At 69.9% G+C, this 16,452-nt stretch carries 20 protein-coding genes; 3 read left to right on the top strand and 17 right to left on the bottom strand.

All coding sequences use genetic code 11. The annotated features are described in order from the left end of the window. Window positions 1-22 precede the first annotated feature (22 nt). From ACW14X_RS27725 to rpmB, 5 genes are all read right to left on the bottom strand, one after another. On the bottom strand, window positions 23-550 hold the full coding sequence (locus ACW14X_RS27725) for a hypothetical protein (protein WP_160023068.1): 528 nt from the start codon (window positions 548-550) through the stop codon (window positions 23-25). Between the two features lie 5 nt (window positions 551-555). Next, window positions 556-1,272, bottom strand: a complete 717-nt coding sequence (locus ACW14X_RS27720) for a TIGR03943 family putative permease subunit (protein ID WP_160023066.1) — start codon at window positions 1,270-1,272, stop codon at window positions 556-558. A gap of 79 nt (window positions 1,273-1,351) precedes the next feature. Further along, window positions 1,352-2,338, bottom strand: coding sequence for a permease (locus ACW14X_RS27715; protein ID WP_160023064.1), 987 nt, complete (start codon window positions 2,336-2,338; stop codon window positions 1,352-1,354). A 154-nt stretch (window positions 2,339-2,492) separates the two neighbouring features. Then, window positions 2,493-2,798 (bottom strand): 30S ribosomal protein S14, encoded by a 306-nt coding sequence (gene rpsN, locus ACW14X_RS27710; RefSeq protein WP_160023062.1) that lies wholly within the window; start codon window positions 2,796-2,798, stop codon window positions 2,493-2,495. Then, entirely contained in the window at window positions 2,798-3,034 is a 237-nt protein-coding gene (rpmB, locus tag ACW14X_RS27705) for a 50S ribosomal protein L28 (protein ID WP_457163993.1), read from the bottom strand. The genes rpsN and rpmB overlap by 1 nt, the downstream gene beginning before the upstream one ends. A 116-nt stretch (window positions 3,035-3,150) precedes the next feature. Between rpmB and ACW14X_RS27700 the strand changes: the two genes are divergently transcribed. Then, window positions 3,151-3,564, top strand: coding sequence for a Fur family transcriptional regulator (locus ACW14X_RS27700; RefSeq protein WP_160023058.1), 414 nt, complete (start codon window positions 3,151-3,153; stop codon window positions 3,562-3,564). 1 nt (window position 3,565) lies between these two features. Here the strand turns inward: ACW14X_RS27700 and ACW14X_RS27695 are convergent, their stop codons facing one another. From ACW14X_RS27695 to dut, 7 genes are all read right to left on the bottom strand, one after another. Beyond that, entirely contained in the window at window positions 3,566-5,002 is a 1,437-nt protein-coding gene (locus tag ACW14X_RS27695) for a PepSY-associated TM helix domain-containing protein (protein WP_457163992.1), read from the bottom strand. Between the two features lie 79 nt (window positions 5,003-5,081). After that, entirely contained in the window at window positions 5,082-5,606 is a 525-nt protein-coding gene (locus ACW14X_RS27690) for a cell division protein FtsQ (RefSeq protein ID WP_457163991.1), read from the bottom strand. A gap of 42 nt (window positions 5,607-5,648) precedes the next feature. Continuing rightward, window positions 5,649-6,695 (bottom strand): hypothetical protein, encoded by a 1,047-nt coding sequence (locus ACW14X_RS27685; RefSeq protein ID WP_457163990.1) that lies wholly within the window; start codon window positions 6,693-6,695, stop codon window positions 5,649-5,651. Beyond that, complete coding sequence (locus tag ACW14X_RS27680) at window positions 6,692-7,432, bottom strand: DUF3159 domain-containing protein (protein WP_350839348.1); 741 nt, start codon at window positions 7,430-7,432, stop codon at window positions 6,692-6,694. The genes ACW14X_RS27685 and ACW14X_RS27680 overlap by 4 nt, the downstream gene beginning before the upstream one ends. 11 nt (window positions 7,433-7,443) lie before the next feature. Continuing rightward, the gene (locus ACW14X_RS27675) at window positions 7,444-7,815 is read right to left on the bottom strand and encodes an OB-fold nucleic acid binding domain-containing protein (protein ID WP_160023048.1); all 372 of its coding nucleotides are present in this window, start codon (window positions 7,813-7,815) and stop codon (window positions 7,444-7,446) included. Window positions 7,816-7,822: 7 nt separating this feature from the next. Next, window positions 7,823-8,485: a DUF3710 domain-containing protein gene (locus tag ACW14X_RS27670; protein ID WP_160023046.1), complete on the bottom strand. Its 663-nt coding sequence runs from the start codon at window positions 8,483-8,485 to the stop codon at window positions 7,823-7,825. A gap of 52 nt (window positions 8,486-8,537) precedes the next feature. Then, on the bottom strand, window positions 8,538-8,990 hold the full coding sequence (dut, locus tag ACW14X_RS27665) for a dUTP diphosphatase (protein ID WP_160023044.1): 453 nt from the start codon (window positions 8,988-8,990) through the stop codon (window positions 8,538-8,540). A 73-nt stretch (window positions 8,991-9,063) separates the two neighbouring features. Here dut and ACW14X_RS27660 point away from each other — a divergent pair, with 73 nt between their 5' ends. Both ACW14X_RS27660 and ACW14X_RS27655 read left to right on the top strand, forming a co-directional pair. Beyond that, on the top strand, window positions 9,064-9,522 hold the full coding sequence (locus ACW14X_RS27660) for a DUF3093 domain-containing protein (RefSeq protein ID WP_160023042.1): 459 nt from the start codon (window positions 9,064-9,066) through the stop codon (window positions 9,520-9,522). 35 nt (window positions 9,523-9,557) lie between these two features. After that, window positions 9,558-9,872, top strand: a complete 315-nt coding sequence (locus ACW14X_RS27655) for a DUF4235 domain-containing protein (protein WP_160023040.1) — start codon at window positions 9,558-9,560, stop codon at window positions 9,870-9,872. A 143-nt stretch (window positions 9,873-10,015) separates the two neighbouring features. Here ACW14X_RS27655 and ACW14X_RS27650 read toward each other — a convergent pair whose 3' ends face one another. The 5 genes from ACW14X_RS27650 to ACW14X_RS27630 form a co-directional block, all read right to left on the bottom strand. Beyond that, window positions 10,016-10,306 (bottom strand): DUF4193 domain-containing protein, encoded by a 291-nt coding sequence (locus tag ACW14X_RS27650; protein WP_040755057.1) that lies wholly within the window; start codon window positions 10,304-10,306, stop codon window positions 10,016-10,018. 265 nt (window positions 10,307-10,571) lie between these two features. Continuing rightward, window positions 10,572-11,447, bottom strand: coding sequence for an inositol monophosphatase family protein (locus ACW14X_RS27645; RefSeq protein ID WP_457163989.1), 876 nt, complete (start codon window positions 11,445-11,447; stop codon window positions 10,572-10,574). 33 nt (window positions 11,448-11,480) lie between these two features. After that, complete coding sequence (locus ACW14X_RS27640; protein ID WP_457163988.1) at window positions 11,481-12,587, bottom strand: ferrochelatase; 1,107 nt, start codon at window positions 12,585-12,587, stop codon at window positions 11,481-11,483. A gap of 153 nt (window positions 12,588-12,740) precedes the next feature. Continuing rightward, window positions 12,741-15,521 (bottom strand): DEAD/DEAH box helicase, encoded by a 2,781-nt coding sequence (locus ACW14X_RS27635; RefSeq protein WP_160023034.1) that lies wholly within the window; start codon window positions 15,519-15,521, stop codon window positions 12,741-12,743. 30 nt (window positions 15,522-15,551) lie between these two features. Then, window positions 15,552-16,451: a diacylglycerol/lipid kinase family protein gene (locus ACW14X_RS27630; RefSeq protein ID WP_457163987.1), complete on the bottom strand. Its 900-nt coding sequence runs from the start codon at window positions 16,449-16,451 to the stop codon at window positions 15,552-15,554. Window position 16,452: the final 1 nt, after the last annotated feature.

Genomic DNA, 16,452 nt, shown 5'->3' with positions numbered 1-16,452 from the left:
ATGGCGGGGTTCTGCCGGTCAGCTACGCCGCGCCGCAGCTCTCGGTGAGGAACTCGCCGAGGCGCTCGTAGGCGAGGTTCTGGGCCTCGCCGCGCTCCAGCGGGTCCTCACCACGGCCGGTGCGCAGAGCGTCCTCGATCATCATCCGTACGCCCTCGACGGCTGCCGCCGGCGTACCTTCGGGAACGCCCATCGACTGCAGGCTCGTCGCGGCCAGACCGAGCGCGGTCTCGTTCTCGTCGTTCGGGGTGGACATCTGGGTCGCGTGGGCGTTCGCCATGGTCTGTACGGCGCCGCAGAACTCCTCCAAGGACGCGACCGGGCCAGCCGCGACCGGAGCGGCCGACGAGGTCGCGGCCGAGGGGGCGGAGGCCGCTGGCGCGTCTCCACCGCCGAGGTCGCGGGTGAGCACCACGACGCCGATCGCGACCGCGATGAGCGCGCCGACGATCAGAGCACGCGGCGGATGCGGGAGCCGGTCGCGCCAGGTCGGCTCACGCTGTGCCTCAGCGCGGCGGGCGGGGTTGCCCGAGCGTCGTGGGTCGCCCATCGTGCTCACTGGTAGGTGTTGGCCGGCGCCTCGCGCGGCTCGACGGAGGCGGCCTCGATGGCCGTCTCCGACTTGCCGCCCGGCGCGGTGCCCTCGACCCAGCGACCGGTGACCGCGACCCACGAGTCGCGCTCCGGGGCGTCGTCGTAGTCCTCCACCCGCACCCGCGAGGCGCTCGCGTCGGCGGCGCAGCAGGCGATGGCGATGCGGGTGACGTACCAGTTGCCGTTCTCGTCGGTGCTGACGAAGCCGGTGAGGCGTACGTCGCGGTCCTTGATCGTCGCGCCGTCCTCGACCCCGGCACGCCACATGAACTCGGCGACCTCGACGTCGACCGGCCCGTCGGAGGCGGGCAGCGGCAGGATCTCGGCATCGGGGGCAGCGGCGACCGGGTCGTCGGCACGTCGCTCGGCGAGGTAGGCGCCCAGGGACGGCGGGCTGGCCACGAAGACGATCACGCCGGGCACGATCGCCAGCCAGGTCATCGCGGGAACCTTGTGGTCGTGGGCCTCGTGGTCGTGGTCGCCGCCTTCGCCGTCATGCTCGTCCGGCGCCGGGCGCAGCAGCATCCACACGGTCAGCCCGAGCAGCACCACGCCGGTGGCGACCAGCGGCCACTTCATCCAGCCGGTGACGTACCTCAGATAGCCGTCGCCGAGCGAGAGCCGCAGCAGGACGGCGCCGAGGAAGCCGACGACCAGAGCCTGAGTTGTACGAGTCACGCGGTCACCTCCGTAGCGCAAGCGCCATCGTACGGACGCGACCGCGCGTTGATTGTCTGGTTCATTCGCTGACGCTCGCTCACAGAAGCCACCATCCGATGCCGACGGCGGAGGCGACCGCCGTGATGATCACCAGGGGTACGAAGCGAAGCGCGAAGCCCATGCCGAACTGGCCGGCCTCCATCGAGGCGAGCTTGATGTCCATCGCCGGGCCGACGACGAGGAAGACCAGCTTCGCGGTGTCGGAGAAGGCGGTGAACGAGGCTGCGACGAAGGCGTCGGACTCCGAGCAGAGCGCCACGATGAACGCGAACAGCGCCAGCGTGGCGATCCCCAGCACCGCCTGACCGGCGACGGTGTTGACCACCGAGCGGGGTACGAAGGTGTTGACCGCCGCGGCCAGCATCGCGCCGAGCACCAGGAAGCCGGAGGCGTGCAGGAAGTCGTGGCTGACGTTGCCGAGGAACGAACGCCCGTGGGCGTGCTCGTCGCGGCCCAGGTTGGTCAGCCGCTCGAGCAGCAGCTTGCCGCGGGCGAGCATGATCCAGCCGACCGCCACCGCGGTGATCAGCGACGCCAGGAAGCGCGCCAGCACCATCACCGGCTGGCCGGGGAAGGCGACCGCGGTCGAGACGAGCACCGCCGGGTTGACCGCGGGCGCGGCCAGCAGGAACGTCAGCGCGACCGCCGGCGCCACCCCGCGGCGGATCAGCGAGTTGGTCACCGGCACCGCCGCGCACTCGCAGCCCGGCAGCCCGATCCCGGCCAGGCCGGCGACCGGGACGCCGAGCGCCGGGCTCTTGGGCACGATCTTGCTCAGCGCCTTCTCCGAGAGGAAGGTCGAGATGACGGCGCTGAGCAGCACGCCACCGAGCAGGAACGGAGCCGACTGCACCACGATGGCGACGAAGATGGTGCCCCAGGTGTTGAACAGGTCATGGTCCAACAGCGGCAGCAGCCAGCGCTGAGAGAGCAGGATGACGAGCAGGACGATCGCCACGACCTCGGTCTGCCCCAGCCTGAACCCAGACTTCTCGGCTGCCCGCACTGGGGTCTTCGTACTCATGCCGCCGCCTCCGTCGAAGGGAAGGAATGGTACGGACGCGGCGGCCTGAGGCCTACCGTCGCTCGCTTGCGCTCGCTCATGGAGCGTGTGTTTAGCACAGCCCGATGACGCCCGGGTTGCGCCTCGCCGACTCGGAACGATTCTCGTTAGGAACTCACCAGCTCGACTTGGTGATCCCCGGCAGATGGCCCTTGTGCGCGAGTTCGCGGAACCGGATCCGGGACACCCCGGCCTTGCGCAGATAGCCCCGCGGCCGGCCGTCGACCTGGTCGCGGTTGCGCAGGCGTACGGGTGAGGAGTCGCGCGGCAGGCGAGACAGGGCGCGGACGGCCTCGGCCTGTTCGGCCGAGCCCGGCTCGGCGGTGCGGATGCGCTCCTTGATCTCGGCCCGGCGTGCTGCGTACCGCTCCACGATCTCGCGGCGCTTGGCCTCGGCCGCGATCTTGGACTTCTTGGCCATCAGACCTTCTCCCCTCGGGCGAGCATCTCGGCGACGACGGCGTCGATGCCGCGTACGTCGATCCGCTTGATCGCGTTGGTGCCGAGCCGCAGCGTGACCTTCCGGCCCAGACTGGGGACGTAGTAGGTCTTCTTCTGCAGGTTCACCTCCCAGCGTCGCCGGGTCGCCTTCTTGGACCAGGGGCGGTTGTTGCCGAAGCCAGGGCGGGCTCCGGTGACCTGACACGTGCGGGACATGGCAGCCTTTCGTCTTATTGGGAATCGTTCCCATTATGGCACAGGTGCCGGATGCGGTGTCATCGACCGCCCTGCTGGACACGGGATCCATACCGATACCGACTAACATGGCGCCCATGGCACCAACCCAGCAGGTCAAGCGGCGCGCAACCAACCAGGGCGCCGCGGTGAAGGAGGCTCTCGCCGCCGAGGACACCTTCCGCAGCGCTCAGGACGTCTACGCCACGCTGCGAGCCAACGGCGAGAAGATCGGCCTCTCCACGGTCTACCGCCACCTGCAGATCTTCGTCGACGACGGACTCGCCGACGTGATCCACAAGCCCGACGGTGAGTCCACCTACCGGCTGTGCGGCGACGCCTCCACGACCCATCACCACCACCTGGTGTGCCGCAGCTGCGGCAAGGCCGTGGAGATCGAGGGTCCGGCCGTGGAGACCTGGGCCGACAAGGTGGCGGCGCAGAACGGCTTCACCGACGTCAACCACACCGTGGAGATCTTCGGCCTCTGCGCCGCCTGCGCCGCCTCCTGACTCAGCTGCGCCGACGCACCGCGCCCAGCGCGGCGTCGATCACGCAGAACGCGACCAGGCTGATCCCCAGCAGCGGGACGAACCAGCCGACGAGCGCGGTCGCCGCGATGCCGGCCACGAGCACGGGCACCGGCAGCCGGCGCCAGGCGCCGCGCGGCACCGGCCGGCCGAACCGCAGCCGGCTCGCGCCGCGCGGACGCCGCAGCCACCACATCCGGTAGCCCAGCACGGTCATCACGATCAGGCCGATCGCCAGTGCCGCCAGCACGATCTGGTTGACGATGCCGAACAGGATGCCCATGTGTGCGCCGATGACCCAGTCGGTCAGCTTGGCCATGACCGGCCAGTCGGCGAAGTCGACCCGGTCCAGCATCGTGCCCGTGGTGGGGTCCACGCTGATCGCGTCGTAGCGGGTCGGCCAGTCACGTTTGTTCTCCGCCGCCGTCCACGCGCTGGCGCCGTCGGCCGGCGGGACCAGGTAGAGCGGATCGCCCAGCCCAGCCTCCCGCGCGGTGGCGAGGACCCCGTCGACGCCCACCCCGTCGGAGAAGACCGCATCCGGGTCACCGGAGTCTGCCGTGGCCCCCGAGGCGCCGTGGTGCGCGTGCTCGTCCGCGGCGCCGCCGGTGTGCAGCGAGGTCGCCGGTGTCGGCTCGGTCCACGACAGCGCCGTGCGCACCTCGCCGATGTTCGCCCCGGCGAAGCGGGACCAGGTCAGTCCCGAGACCGACAGGGCCAGTACGCCCAGCAGGACCCACGCGCCGATGACGGCGTGCCACGACATCACCCGGGAGCGTCCGGTGGCCGTGGGGTCGGGCACGAGCAGCCGGCGCGCCCGCCGCTCGCGGCGTCCTCTGCCGATCCACAGCATCAGCCCGCCGAGGGCGACCACCCACAACCAGCTCGCGGCGAGCTCGCTGTAGTGACGCCCGAAGGCACCCAGGTGGAGGTTGCGGTGCAGCTCGTCGAGCCAGGCGCGGAAGCCGAGCCACTGCCCGTAGCTTCGTACCTGACCCTCCACGCCGGCGGTGTAGGGGTTGACGAAGACCGACATGGCGTAGTCGTCGGGCACGGTCTCGTCGGTGAAGACCACCCGGGTGCTGCGGTCGGCGGCGGGCGGCACGTCGACGCGGAGGATGTCGCCGTCGGGGTGGCTCGCCCGGGCGGCGGCGACCTGCTCGGCGAGCGTCACCCGATCGCCTGACGGGGTGACGTGGGTCAGGTCGTGGTAGGCGATCTGCTCGACCTGCGGGGCGATCGTGTAGAGCAGCCCGGTCAACGAGGCGACCAGGATGAACGGGGCGACCAGCACCCCGGCGTAGAAGTGCAGCCGCAGCACGAGCGGGCGGATCATCGGCCACCAGCCGAGCCTGGCGCCGGGCGCCTGCGTCTGTGGCCCGGCCGGCGGTGCGGTCTGGAACTGGGTCGGAACTGACATTCGAGGTTTCTCTTCTCGCGAATCTTCGGGTACGCAAGACAGCCACCGGGACTCGCCCGGTGGTGCTCGCAGAGGGATCTCAGAGGCCGGCCGGCCTCGGCGGTCCCCTTCGCGGAGAGACGTGGGCCCACAGGGCCGGCCGTGGAACGAGCTGCTCAGCCTCGGCGAGCAGGCGGCCGGCGACCGCGACCCGCGGCATCGGGAGGCTGCGTACGGCAACGGCGAGGGCCCTGCGGTGCAGCACCCAGACGACGACGGAGAGCACGGCGGCGCAGCCGTGGGCCAGGAGCATCGCGGCGCCGTCTGCGGAACCGAGCGAGGTGCCGACGGCGTGATGGTGCTCGGCGCCGGGCACCGCGGCGAACGCCACGAAGACCTCGTGGAGACCTAGTTGGGACAGCCCGGCCAGGACAGCACCGGTGAGGAGCCCGACCCGGCGCTGCAGCACCACGACGCCGGTGCCGAAGACGGCCACGGCCGCCGCGGCCAGCCAGCCGGCGCTCGGCAGCGCACCGCCCGCGGCCAAGTGGGCCAGGGCCGCACCGGTCATGATCTCGAGCGTGGCGAGCAGGGAGAGCCACACGCTTCCGCGTGTCGGTCTCACCACTCGCAGCTCCACGCGCAGCACCGTATCCCGACCGCGCGCTCAGAGCTCGTTGGCCGCGCCCTCGACGAGGAAGGTCGGATACTGACCCTGGTCCTCGTCGTCGGTCGGAATCACCGGGCTCACCGGCTTGCACGTGAGGGTCCGCACCTCGCAGGTGACGACCTGCTGGGCGCGCAGCACGTTGAGGGCGTTCGGGTCGATGCGCTGCGCGACGCCGAAGAACGTGTCCTCATCACTCCACCCGGCCAGCGTGAAATGTCCCCAGGGCGCGTCGATCGGGCGTTGGTCCCCGGTGGCTTTGTCGTACGCGACGGCCCGGGTGGGCCACTCGCTGGTGTCGAAGATCGTGCTGCGGTCCGGCGAGAGCAGCCCCACCCCGGATAGCCACGTGTCGGCTACCTCCCGGCGCCGGCCCTCGCCTTCGAGATAGACGTGGAAGCCATCCGGGAAGAGGGTCTCGGCAAAACCTTCGTAGACCTCCCCGTCTGGGCCGTCGGTCGCCTGCGTCGTGGAGCCGTCCTCGAGATCGATGGTGGTTCGGTCGAAGAAGAGGCGCTCGTCGCTCACCCCGATCAGCAGGGGCATGATCTCGCCGTAGAGATCTGCCAGATCGGCGCCGCCGTCGGGCTCCTGGTCGGGAGTTCGGTAGAGCTGCTCACCGGTGCGGGTGTCGAACACCGCCACCTGGAGCACATGGGTGCCGAACTCGTCGGTCGGGCCGCGCGACTGGTCCACGGTCGCGAAGACCGAGCGATCCGCCGACACCGCCAGGTTGCCCCAACCGACCTTCTCGACCTTCTCGGTCTCGCCCTCAGCGCTGGTGAACCACAGCGTCTGGCCACGCATCCAATAGGCGCCGGTCGCGCCCAGCACGAACTGGTCCACGCGATCACCGAGCTCGACGCTCCGCTCCCCCACGTGCAGCGTGCCGTCGGCGTACCAGGCCGGAGCGGTGGCATCCCACTCGGTCGGCCCAACGGGCAGCGAGAAGGGCTCCTTGCCGCCGCCGCTCACGGTCGGGCTCCCGCATCCTGCCAGCGAGAGCGAGACGAGAGCGCCGGCGATGACGGCCCCGCGCAGGTTCATCGAGCCTGCTGGACCGGCGTGTGGTTGCGGGCGAGAAGCCAGATCATGGTGCCGTAGCAGGCGATCCGCAGCGCCCAGCCGAGGCCGGTGCGGAGGATGCCGAGGGCGAGGATCGCCCAGTCGCGGTCGATCGCACCGCTCCAGGCCAGGAACCAGATCGGGCCCTGGATGGCCGCGCCGATCGCTCCGGGAGCCAGGAACAGCCAGGTCAGCCGCGTGCACAGCTTCACGATCTGCTTGTCCTGGTGCCACTCGAGCGGATCGCCGCTGGCGACGCCGATGAAGAAGCCGAAGATCGGCCAGCCGATCAGGCACAGGCCGCCCACCACGACGGTGTAGCCCAGGCTGATCAGGATGCCGGGCAGGAAGTAGGCCAGCGCCTGCTCCTCGGCCGAGCCGCCCATGGACTGGGCCAGCCGCACCACCGCGAAGCCGATGAGGATGCCGAAGATGGCGTTGCCGACGTACTGCAGGCTCGAGCGCTGGACGAGCCGGACGAGCAGGAAGACCGCCGCAGTCACCGCCGAGGCGATCAGCGCGACCTTGAGGTCCTTGAACACCAGCCAGGCGATGGTGAAGACCAGCCCGGGCACACCGGCCTCGAGCATCCCGCGCACACCGCCCAGCCCGGCGGACATCTGGCGGCGTACGACCGCCTCGACGGTGTCGACCGTCGGATGGTTGTGGTCGTGCTCGTCGCCCTGGCCGTCGGCAGGGGTCTCAGAGGTGGGGCTCACGTGTGGTTGGCTCACTCGTTGGGGTCCGGTATCAGCTCGTAGCGGGGGTTGAACATGATGCGCTGGCCATCGGTACGGCCGATGCGGCCCTGCACCTGCAGAGACCGGCCCGGGCTGATCCCGGCGATGCGCCGGCGTCCCAGCCAGATGATCGTCAGGGTGCCGGAGCCGTCGAACAGCTCGGCCTCCAGGGCGGGGACACCGCCACGGGGCCGTAGTGTGATCGTACGCAACGTCCCCCGCAGACGCACCGGCTCACGGTCGGGCGCGTCGGCGATCGAGGCGACATCCTTGGCGACGTAGGCCGCCCGGATCTCGCTCGCGTCGATCGAGGCGGTGTTCGCCCACTCGCTGAGCTTCGCGCGCAGCCGACCCTTGGACACTACCGGCTCACTTCTCCACGCGACGCGCGTTGGGCGGCAGCTTCACCTCGAGCGCCTCGCCCTTGGGCTTGGCCCCCTCACCGCGGCGCACGACGACCCGCTCGAGGAGCTTCTCCCACTCCTTGCCGGCGGTCGGCTCCATCGCGGGACGGCCCATCATGGTGGCGCGGAGCATCCAGCGCGGTCCGTTGACGCCGATGATGCGGGTCTGCTGCACGGCCGGCTGGCCGTCGGGCAGCTTGACCTTCATCTGGGTGATCAGCTCGGTGCCCCACGGGCCCTCCAGGTCGGCGGTCGCACCGCCGCGCTGCTGGACGTCCTCGCGCAGCATCGGCAGCGACTCGGTCCACAGGTCGCCGTTGCGGGGCGCGGCGAAGGCACGCAGCTCCATGGCGCCATCCTCGGCGGTCAGCATCACGGCCGCGATCTGCCCGGACTTCTCGTCCACCTGCAGGCGCAGCTCCTTGCCCGGCGCGGGGGCGAGCATCATCGAGCCGAGGTCCACCCAGTCGCCGGTGATCAGCCCGTCGGGGACGGAGTCGATGTCGAACGGCCCGATCTCGGGAGCCGCCGGCACCGGCCGCTCGGGGGCCATCGGCCCGTCCTCGACCGGTGCAGATGGCTCTCCCCGGTGGGAGGGCGTGGACTTGCGACGGAACTTCACGACCATCTGCTTTCAGGTTGCGGTGATTCTCTGAGGAGACTTATCTAACACTGATCCCTCAGCTGTTGGAGAAGCCCCCGGTAGAACCGTATCCCCCATCTCCACGAACGGACTCGGGCAATTCGGAGACCTCGACGAACCGAGCCTGCTCGACTCGCTGGATCACCAGCTGGGCGATCCGGTCGCCGCGACGCAGCTCGATCGCCTCGACAGGGTCCAGGTTGACCAGGGCCACCTTCACCTCGCCGCGGTAGCCGGCGTCGACGGTGCCGGGGGCGTTGACGATGGACAGCCCGTGCTTGGCGGCCAGCCCGGAGCGCGGGTGCACCAGGCCGACGTACCCCTCCGGCAGCGCCATCGCGATCCCGGTCGGCACCAGAGCGCGCTCCCCCGGCTTCAGGCTCACGTCCACGGTCGTCCGCAGGTCCGCTCCGGCATCGCCCGGGTGGGAGTACGCAGGCGGCGGCAGCTCCGCGTCGAGACGGACCAGGGCTACTTCGAGATCAGACACAACCCGCACCTTAGATGCTCTACGGCTCACCCGATTCGTGACTCCCTTGACCGACGTGAAAAACTCACGATTCGTGAGCACCCCGGCGTACGACGAGCGACTGACCGTGCCGCTGCGGTGGTGGGTCCAGGGCGTGATGCTGCTGGCCTTCATCTGGTTCATCACCGTCTTCTGGGTGGGACCGACCCTCGCCTCCGGGATCACGGCCGCCGGCTGCGCCCTGTTCGTCTTGGCGATGGTCGCCTACGGCAACGCAAAGATCACGGTGGCCGAGGGCGAGCTGCAGGCCGGCACGGCCCGGATCGAGGCCCGCTTCCTCGGCGAGGCCGTCGCCCTCGACGAGACCGACGCCCGTCACCTCGCCGGCCGCGACGCCGACGCCCGGGCGTACCTGCTCCTTCGTCCCTACCTCAAGCGCGCGGTTCGGGTCACCATCGACGACCCGGCCGACCCGACGCCCTACTGGCTGCTCTTCACCCGGCACCCGGTGGCGCTCGCGAAGACCGTGAACGCTCTCCGAGCGAGTCTCTGAGCGGCAACCTCCCGGCCATGGCCTAGGCTCGAGGTATGTCCAAGTCCACCAAGGCTGACAAAGCCGACAAGGCTGACAAGGTCTGGGCGATCATGGCCCTCGTCAGCGGAATCGGGGCCGCCAAGGTCACCAACAAGGTCCTCTCCACCGGCTGGAAGGCGTCCACCGGACGCAAGCCACCGGCGAACCCCGCCGACCCCGACGTACGCCTCGTGGAGGCCGTGCTCTGGTCGGCTGCGACCGGCGCCACCGTTGCGCTCGCGCGGATGTTCGCCCAGCGGCGCGCGGCCAACTACTACGTGAAGTCGGTCGGTCGGTTGCCGAAGCAGCTGGAGAAGGACGAGAAGTAACAGCGAAGGCCGTACGGGATCCGTACGGCCTTCGCTTGTTGGCCCGGCTTGCGTCGGGCTTTCCGCCGAGTCGGCTCGTTTGTACAGAGCGCTTGCTAGCGCAAGCTATACAAACGAGCCGACTCGGCGGTTTTTCGCTGCGCTCAAGCGCAGTCGAAGCAGATCATCTTCTTCTCGTCAGCCAGCTGGCTGCGGTGGTGGACCAGGAAGCAGCTCATACAGGTGAACTCGTCCTCCTGCTTCGGCTTGACCTCGACCGCGAGCTCCTCGTGGCTGAGGTCGGCTCCCGGGAGCTCGAACGACTCGGCTGCCTCGGCCTCGTCCTCGTCAACCTTGCCCGAGTTCTTGTCGTGACGACGAGCCTTGAGCTCTTCGATGCTCTCCTCGGACTGGTCCTCTTCATTTTTACGCGGTGCGTCGTAGTCCGTCGCCATTTGCGCCACTCCCCTTCTCACTCATCTTCAGTCCCCCCGCGCGCCCCCGAGGGCAGCGGCACGGCCCGTGATTGTGCACTATCAACGCGGATTTCGCACACTCAACCGGATCCGCGTCGCCGAAACGTTCTGTCATCTGGCGGTATTCCCTATCACGGGTATAGATGAGCATCGAGTTTCGGGTGGGTGAACGCGGCTGTACCGACGGGGCTCCGGGACCTTCCCGGCCCCCGGCCGGTCATAGATCTACATCAACCAGCGGCTTTCAGTCGGGTACGACACCCGGGAGCGAGTCAACTGGCAGAAAACCGGCCTGAACTGCCGCTTTCCGTAGTTCATCGTAGCCGTGGGCTGGTGCCACGATGACGAACCGGCGACCGCCGACGCCCGTGGTCGCCTCCCAGCGAGCACCGGCCGCTTCCGCGACCAGGCCGGCCGCGGCGTGATCCCACAGGTGTAGCCCCTCCTCGAGGTAGCCGTCGAGCGTTCCCTCGGCCACCCCGCAGATGTCCAGGGCCGCTGATCCGATGCGACGAACGTCACGTACGACCGGCAGCAGCCGCACCAGTGCTTCGGCCTGGACTCGGCGGAGCTCGGCGTCGTAGGAGAACCCGGTGGCGATCAGCCGCTGCCCGAGCTCGGCGGGCTGACGTACGCGGATGGGCTCGCCGTCCTTGACCGCGGCGACCGATCCGTCGGGCTGCCGGAAGGCGGCGTAGAGGGTGCCGCGGGGCACGTCCACGACCGCGCCGGCGACGACCTCGCCGGCGTACTCGGCCGCGATCGAGACCGCGTAGCTCGGCAGACCGTAGAGGAAGTTGACGGTGCCGTCGATCGGGTCGACGATCCAGCGTACGCCGCTGGTACCCATGGTCTCCTCGCCCTCCTCACCGAAGAAGGCGTCCTCCGGACGCTCCTGGGAGATCAGCCGTCGGATCAGCGCCTCGGTGTCCCGGTCGGCCTCGGTGACCACATCGGTCGCGGTCGACTTCGTGGCCGCCACCTCGACCACGCCGGCGGCCCGCTGGCGAACGAGATCGGCGGCCGCGCGGGCGGTCGCCACCGCGAGCGCGAGCAGGTCTCCGGCCTTGGGAATCGGGCGCTGCGGTGCGGGCTGAGCCGGCGCTGGATGCTCTGTCATGGGGCCGACCCTATGCCGCGGCTGATCGGCCGATCACGCGGAGTACTGGGGTGAGTCCTCTCCGGACAGGGTCGGCAGCTGCGAGCGCTGGTTGAAGCAGCAGCCTGCGGGGCAGCGGTCGGGCCCGGGGCCCAGGTCGCCCACGGTAGGCCGCTCAGGGGCCTCCCCACGCTCCGCAGCGGCACGCTCGAGCAACAGCTCACGTACGGCGGCCACGAAACGCGGGTCCTCCCCCGCGGTCGGGCTGCGGCGGGCGTGGATCCCGAGCTTGTCGGCGGTGGCCATGGCCTCGGTGTCGAGGTCGTAGACGACCTCCATGTGGTCGGAGACGAAGCCGACCGGGCACATCACGACGGCCCTCGTGTCCTCCTCGGCCAGCTCCTCGAGGCGGTCGTTCACGTCCGGCTCGAGCCACGGGATGTGCGGGGCGCCGGAGCGGCTGCAGTAGACGAGGTCCCACTCGTGGGTGACCCCGCGCCGCTGCGCGACCTGCTCGGCGATCACCTCGGCGACGTCGAGGTGCTGGGCGACGTACGCATTGCCGTCGGGGCCGGCGTTGTCGTTCATCGAGGTCGGGATCGAGTGGGTCACGAAGAGGATCCGCGCGCCGTCACGCTCGCCCTCGGGCAGGTCCTCGAGGGAGGCGATCACACCGTCGACGACCGGTGCCACGAAGCCAGGATGGTTGTAGTAGCGCCGCAGCTTGTCGAGCACCGGCGCGCTCTCGACGTCTCCGCTCTTGTCGCACGCCTCGAAGAGGTTCTCGCGGTACTGCCGGCACGAGGAGTAGGACGAGTAGGCGCTGGTCGCGAAGACCGCTGCCCGCTTGATCCCGTCCGCCCGCATCTGCGCGACCGTGTCGCTCAGGTAGGGATCCCAGTTGCGGTTGCCCCAGTAGACCGGCAGGTCGATCCCGTTCTCCGCCAGGTCGCTGCGCAGCGCTGCCAGGAAGGCCCGGTTCTGGTCGTTGATCGGCGACTTCCCGCCGCGATCGAAGTAGTGCTGCCCCACCTCGACCAGCCGCTCCCGCGGGATCCCCCGCCCCCGGGTCACGTTCTCCAGGAACGGCACCACGTCCTCGGTCTTCTCCGGCCCCCCGAAAGAGACGAACAGCAGAGCATCGTAAGGAGAGACATCCACCCGGCCATCATATTGATCGCCCCCGCTGGTCGAGCCGCGAGGCCGCCTGCGGCCGAGCGTGTCGAGACCAACACGGTCCCATCAAGCGCGACGGCGCACTGTGTTGGTCTCGACACGCCTACGCCTAGCGGCTCCGGCGGCTCGACCGGCGGGCTACTCGACCACCGATGAATACGCGACGACACCGCGCTTGAGCAGGTCCATGGTCTGCCGGGCCGTACGACGAAGCGGAACATCGCCGGCGGCGTCGGCGACCTGGCCGCAGAGGTCGATGAGCTGCTTGACCCAGCGGACGAAGTCGCCGGCGGCGAGCTCGACCTCGCTGAGGACGTCGTCGAGCTCGTCACCCTCGGTCCAGCGGTAGGCGGCCCAGGCGAAGCCGAGGTCGGGCTGGCGGAGGAAGTCGAGCTTGTGGTCGCGCTCGAGGGCGTCGAGCTGACCCCACAGCCGCACGGTCTCGGCGATGACGTCCTTGACCCGGCCACCGGGGAGGCGGGGCGGGGTGGCGTCGTCGGCGCGGCGGGCCTCGTAGACCAGCACCGAGAGGGCGGCGGCGAGCTCGGAGGGGGTCAGGTCGTCCCACAGCCCCTCGCGCAGCGCCTCGGCGGCGACCAGGTCCATCTCGGAGTAGAGCCGCATCAGGTGGGTGCCGCGCTCGGTGACCGTCTCACCCTCGAGGTAGTCGAGGGCAACCAGCACCTCGCAGACCCGGTCGAAGGTGCGCGCGACGGTGTTCGTACGCGCCTCCACCCGGCGGCGCAGGGTGTCGGTGTCGCGCGAGAGCTTGAACCAGCGCTCGGCCCAGCGGGCGTGGTCCTCGCGGTCGGGGCAGTCGTGGCAGGGATGCATCTTCAGCTCGCGCCGCAGCTCGGAGATCTGGGTCTCCACCGAGCTCTTGCGCTCCTTGCGAGCGGTCGGCGAACCCTCGTAGGGCACCGGACGCAGGTCGCGGGTCTTCTCCCGCAGCCGAGAGGCCATGTCGCGGCGCATCTGCGGGTTGCGGCCGTTGAACGACTTCGGCACCCGCAGCCGGGTCTGGGCGACGATCGGCACGTTGAAGTCCATCATCGCCAGGCGCCGGGCCTGCCGGTCCTGGGTGATCACGTAGGGACGCGGGCCGTCGGGGTCGAAGCCCGGGTCGACGATGACCGCGTAGCCGGCGAACTTGCCGGTCGGCACGTCGATCACGTCGCCGATCTTCAGCTTCGAGAGCGACTCGATGATCTCGTCGCGGCGGTCGGCACGCCGCTCGCGGGAGGAGGACTTCTCGACGTCGGAGATCTTGCGGCGGATCGCGGCATACTCCATGAAGTCGCCGCGGTCGCAGGTCGCAGCCTCCTGGTAGCCCTCGAGCGCGTCCTCCGCCTTGCGCACCTGCCGGGCCAGCCCGACGACCGCCTTGTCGGCCTGGAACTGGGCGAACGACTGCTCCAGCAGCTCGCGCGAGCGCGCCCGGCCGAACTGGTGCACCAGGTTGACCGCCATGTTGTACGACGGCCTGAAGCTCGACCGCAGCGGATAGGTGCGCGTCGAGGCGAGACCGGCGAGCTCACGCGGGTTGAGCCCCTGCTGCCAGAGCACCACGCCGTGGCCCTCGACGTCGAGACCGCGACGGCCGGCACGGCCGACGAGCTGGGTGTACTCCCCCGGCGAGAGGTTGACGTGGGCCTCGCCGTTCCACTTCGAGAGCTTCTCGATGACCACCGTGCGGGCGGGCATGTTGATGCCCAGCGCGAGCGTCTCGGTGGCGAAGACGGCCTTCACCAGGCCGCGCAGGAACAGCTCCTCGACGACCTGCTTGAACGCTGGCAGCAGCCCGGCGTGGTGGGCGGCGACGCCGCGGGAGAGCCCGTCGATCCAGTCGTGGTAGCCGAGGACGTGGCGGTCCTCGTCGGGCAGGTCGGCGCAGGCCTCCTCGACGTAGGCGAAGATCTCGTCGCGCTCGTCTGGCGTGGTCAGCCGCAGGTTGGCCTGGATGCACTGGCCGACCGCGGCGTCGCAGCCGACCCGGGAGAAGACGAAATTGATCGCGGGGAGCAGGTTGTCGCGCTGCAGGGCGGTGATGACCTCGACGCGCGACGGGATCCAGACCCGCCGCCCGTTCCCCACGCGCCGGTTGCCGTTGCCCTTGCGCTTGTCCTTGGGCGTACGCCGGTCGGTCATCCGTCCGGCCGCCCAGTCGTCGCGCGCCAGCTTCATCAGCTCGCCGTTGACCGGGGCGCCCTCCTTGACGAACCCGGCCGCAGCGTCGACGTCGGAGGAGGCGAACAGGTCCATGATCCGCCGGCCCGCCATCACGTGCTGGTAGAGCGGCACCGGCCGCTTCTCCTCGATGATCGTGGTGGTCTCACCGCGCACGGTGGTGAGCCACTCGCCGAACTCCTCGGCGTTGGAGACGGTCGCGCTCAGCGAGACGACGGAGACCGACTCGGGCAGGTGGATGATGACCTCCTCCCAGACCGCGCCGCGGGAGCGGTCGGCGAGGTAGTGGACCTCGTCCATGACCACGAACCCGAGACCCATCAGGGTGTGCGAGCCCGCGTAGAGCATGTTGCGCAGCACCTCGGTGGTCATCACCACGACCGGCGCCTCGCCGTTGACGACGTTGTCGCCGGTCAGCAGGCCGACCTGGTCTGGACCGTAGCGCTTGACCAGGTCGTTGTACTTCTGGTTGGAGAGCGCCTTGATCGGGGTCGTGTAGAACGCCTTGCGGCCGGTCGCAAGCGCCAGGTGGATGGCGAACTCACCGACGATCGTCTTGCCCGACCCGGTCGGCGCGGCGACCAGGACGCCCTTGCCCTCCTCGATCTGCTTGCACGCCTCGACCTGGAAGTCGTCGAGCCCGAAGTCGTAGAGCGAGGCAAAGTCCCGGAAGACGGGGTAGTCCTTGTCACGCTTGAAAGCGGCGTACTTCTCCGCTGGCGAGGCGTCCATGGTGCCGAGCCTATCGACCGACACCGACAGTCAGTCGCGCGGCGGCACCAGTACGCCGAGAGCGGAAGGGACGCACTCGACGTCGAGCGGCAGCGGCCCGAGCCGCTCCCCGTCACTGTAGGCGATCACGCCGGGGGCGGAGGCCTTGATCCGGCGGGCACGGATGCGCTCGAAAGCCGGATGCGTGAGGTGCTTGGCCTGGCGTACGCCTGGGAAGACGCGCAGGAACTCCAGCCGCGAGACCGGCTTGATGAGGATGGCGTCCAGCAGGCCGTCGGCGGGGTCGCAGTCCGCCGCGATCCGCAGACCTCCCCCGTAGGACTCCGTGTTGGCGATCGCCAGCAGCATCGCCTCCTGCTCGCGGACCGTGGTCGCGCCGGTCGCGTCCTCGATCTCGAGCCGGTAGGGCACCGGCTTCCAGCTGCGGATCACCGACAGCGCGGCGAGCGTGTAGCGGAGGTCGCCGTGGGGCCACCTCATCGCGTTGGCCCGCTCGTTGACCGCCGCGTCGAACCCGGCGGCCAGGACGGTGGCGAACCAGGTCTCGCCAGTTCGGCCCAGGTCGATGCGGCGAGAGTGGTTGCGGACGACCACGTCGGCGGCGGCCAGCGGGTCTCCGGCCGGGATCCCGAGCGCACGTGCGAAGTCGTTGCCGGTCCCGAGCGGGACGACGCCGAGGCTGACCTCGGTCTCGGCCAGTGCCTGGACCGCGACGTGGACCATGCCGTCGCCGCCGAGGGTCACGACCGTGTCGACCCCGTCGGCAGCTGCCTTCCGGGCCAGCTCGAGAGCGTGCTCGGCGTCGTCGCCGATCAGGTGCTCGACGACAGCCCCCGAGGCGGCCAGCCTGGCGGTGACCGCATCGAGGATCTGGTCGGCGTGGCCACGGCCGGCGGTGGGGTTGGCGAGCAGGGCGATCTGACGCGTCACC

The organism is Nocardioides sp. YJ-D4, from assembly GCF_054031495.1.
Note: the sequence above shows the minus strand (reverse complement) of the source record. Positions and strands in the feature narration are given on the sequence as shown.

Coding starts and splice junctions, on each gene's coding strand:
- ACW14X_RS27725 (WP_160023068.1), bottom strand. CDS start 550: ATGGGCGACCCACGACGCTCGGGCAACCCCGCCCGCCGCGCTGAGGCA.
- ACW14X_RS27715 (WP_160023064.1), bottom strand. CDS start 2,338: ATGAGTACGAAGACCCCAGTGCGGGCAGCCGAGAAGTCTGGGTTCAGG.
- rpsN (WP_160023062.1), bottom strand. CDS start 2,798: ATGGCCAAGAAGTCCAAGATCGCGGCCGAGGCCAAGCGCCGCGAGATC.
- rpmB (WP_457163993.1), bottom strand. CDS start 3,034: ATGTCCCGCACGTGTCAGGTCACCGGAGCCCGCCCTGGCTTCGGCAAC.
- ACW14X_RS27700 (WP_160023058.1), top strand. CDS start 3,151: ATGGCACCAACCCAGCAGGTCAAGCGGCGCGCAACCAACCAGGGCGCC.
- ACW14X_RS27695 (WP_457163992.1), bottom strand. CDS start 5,002: ATGTCAGTTCCGACCCAGTTCCAGACCGCACCGCCGGCCGGGCCACAG.
- ACW14X_RS27685 (WP_457163990.1), bottom strand. CDS start 6,695: ATGAACCTGCGCGGGGCCGTCATCGCCGGCGCTCTCGTCTCGCTCTCG.
- ACW14X_RS27670 (WP_160023046.1), bottom strand. CDS start 8,485: ATGGTCGTGAAGTTCCGTCGCAAGTCCACGCCCTCCCACCGGGGAGAG.
- ACW14X_RS27655 (WP_160023040.1), top strand. CDS start 9,558: ATGTCCAAGTCCACCAAGGCTGACAAAGCCGACAAGGCTGACAAGGTC.
- ACW14X_RS27650 (WP_040755057.1), bottom strand. CDS start 10,306: ATGGCGACGGACTACGACGCACCGCGTAAAAATGAAGAGGACCAGTCC.
- ACW14X_RS27645 (WP_457163989.1), bottom strand. CDS start 11,447: ATGACAGAGCATCCAGCGCCGGCTCAGCCCGCACCGCAGCGCCCGATT.
- ACW14X_RS27635 (WP_160023034.1), bottom strand. CDS start 15,521: ATGGACGCCTCGCCAGCGGAGAAGTACGCCGCTTTCAAGCGTGACAAG.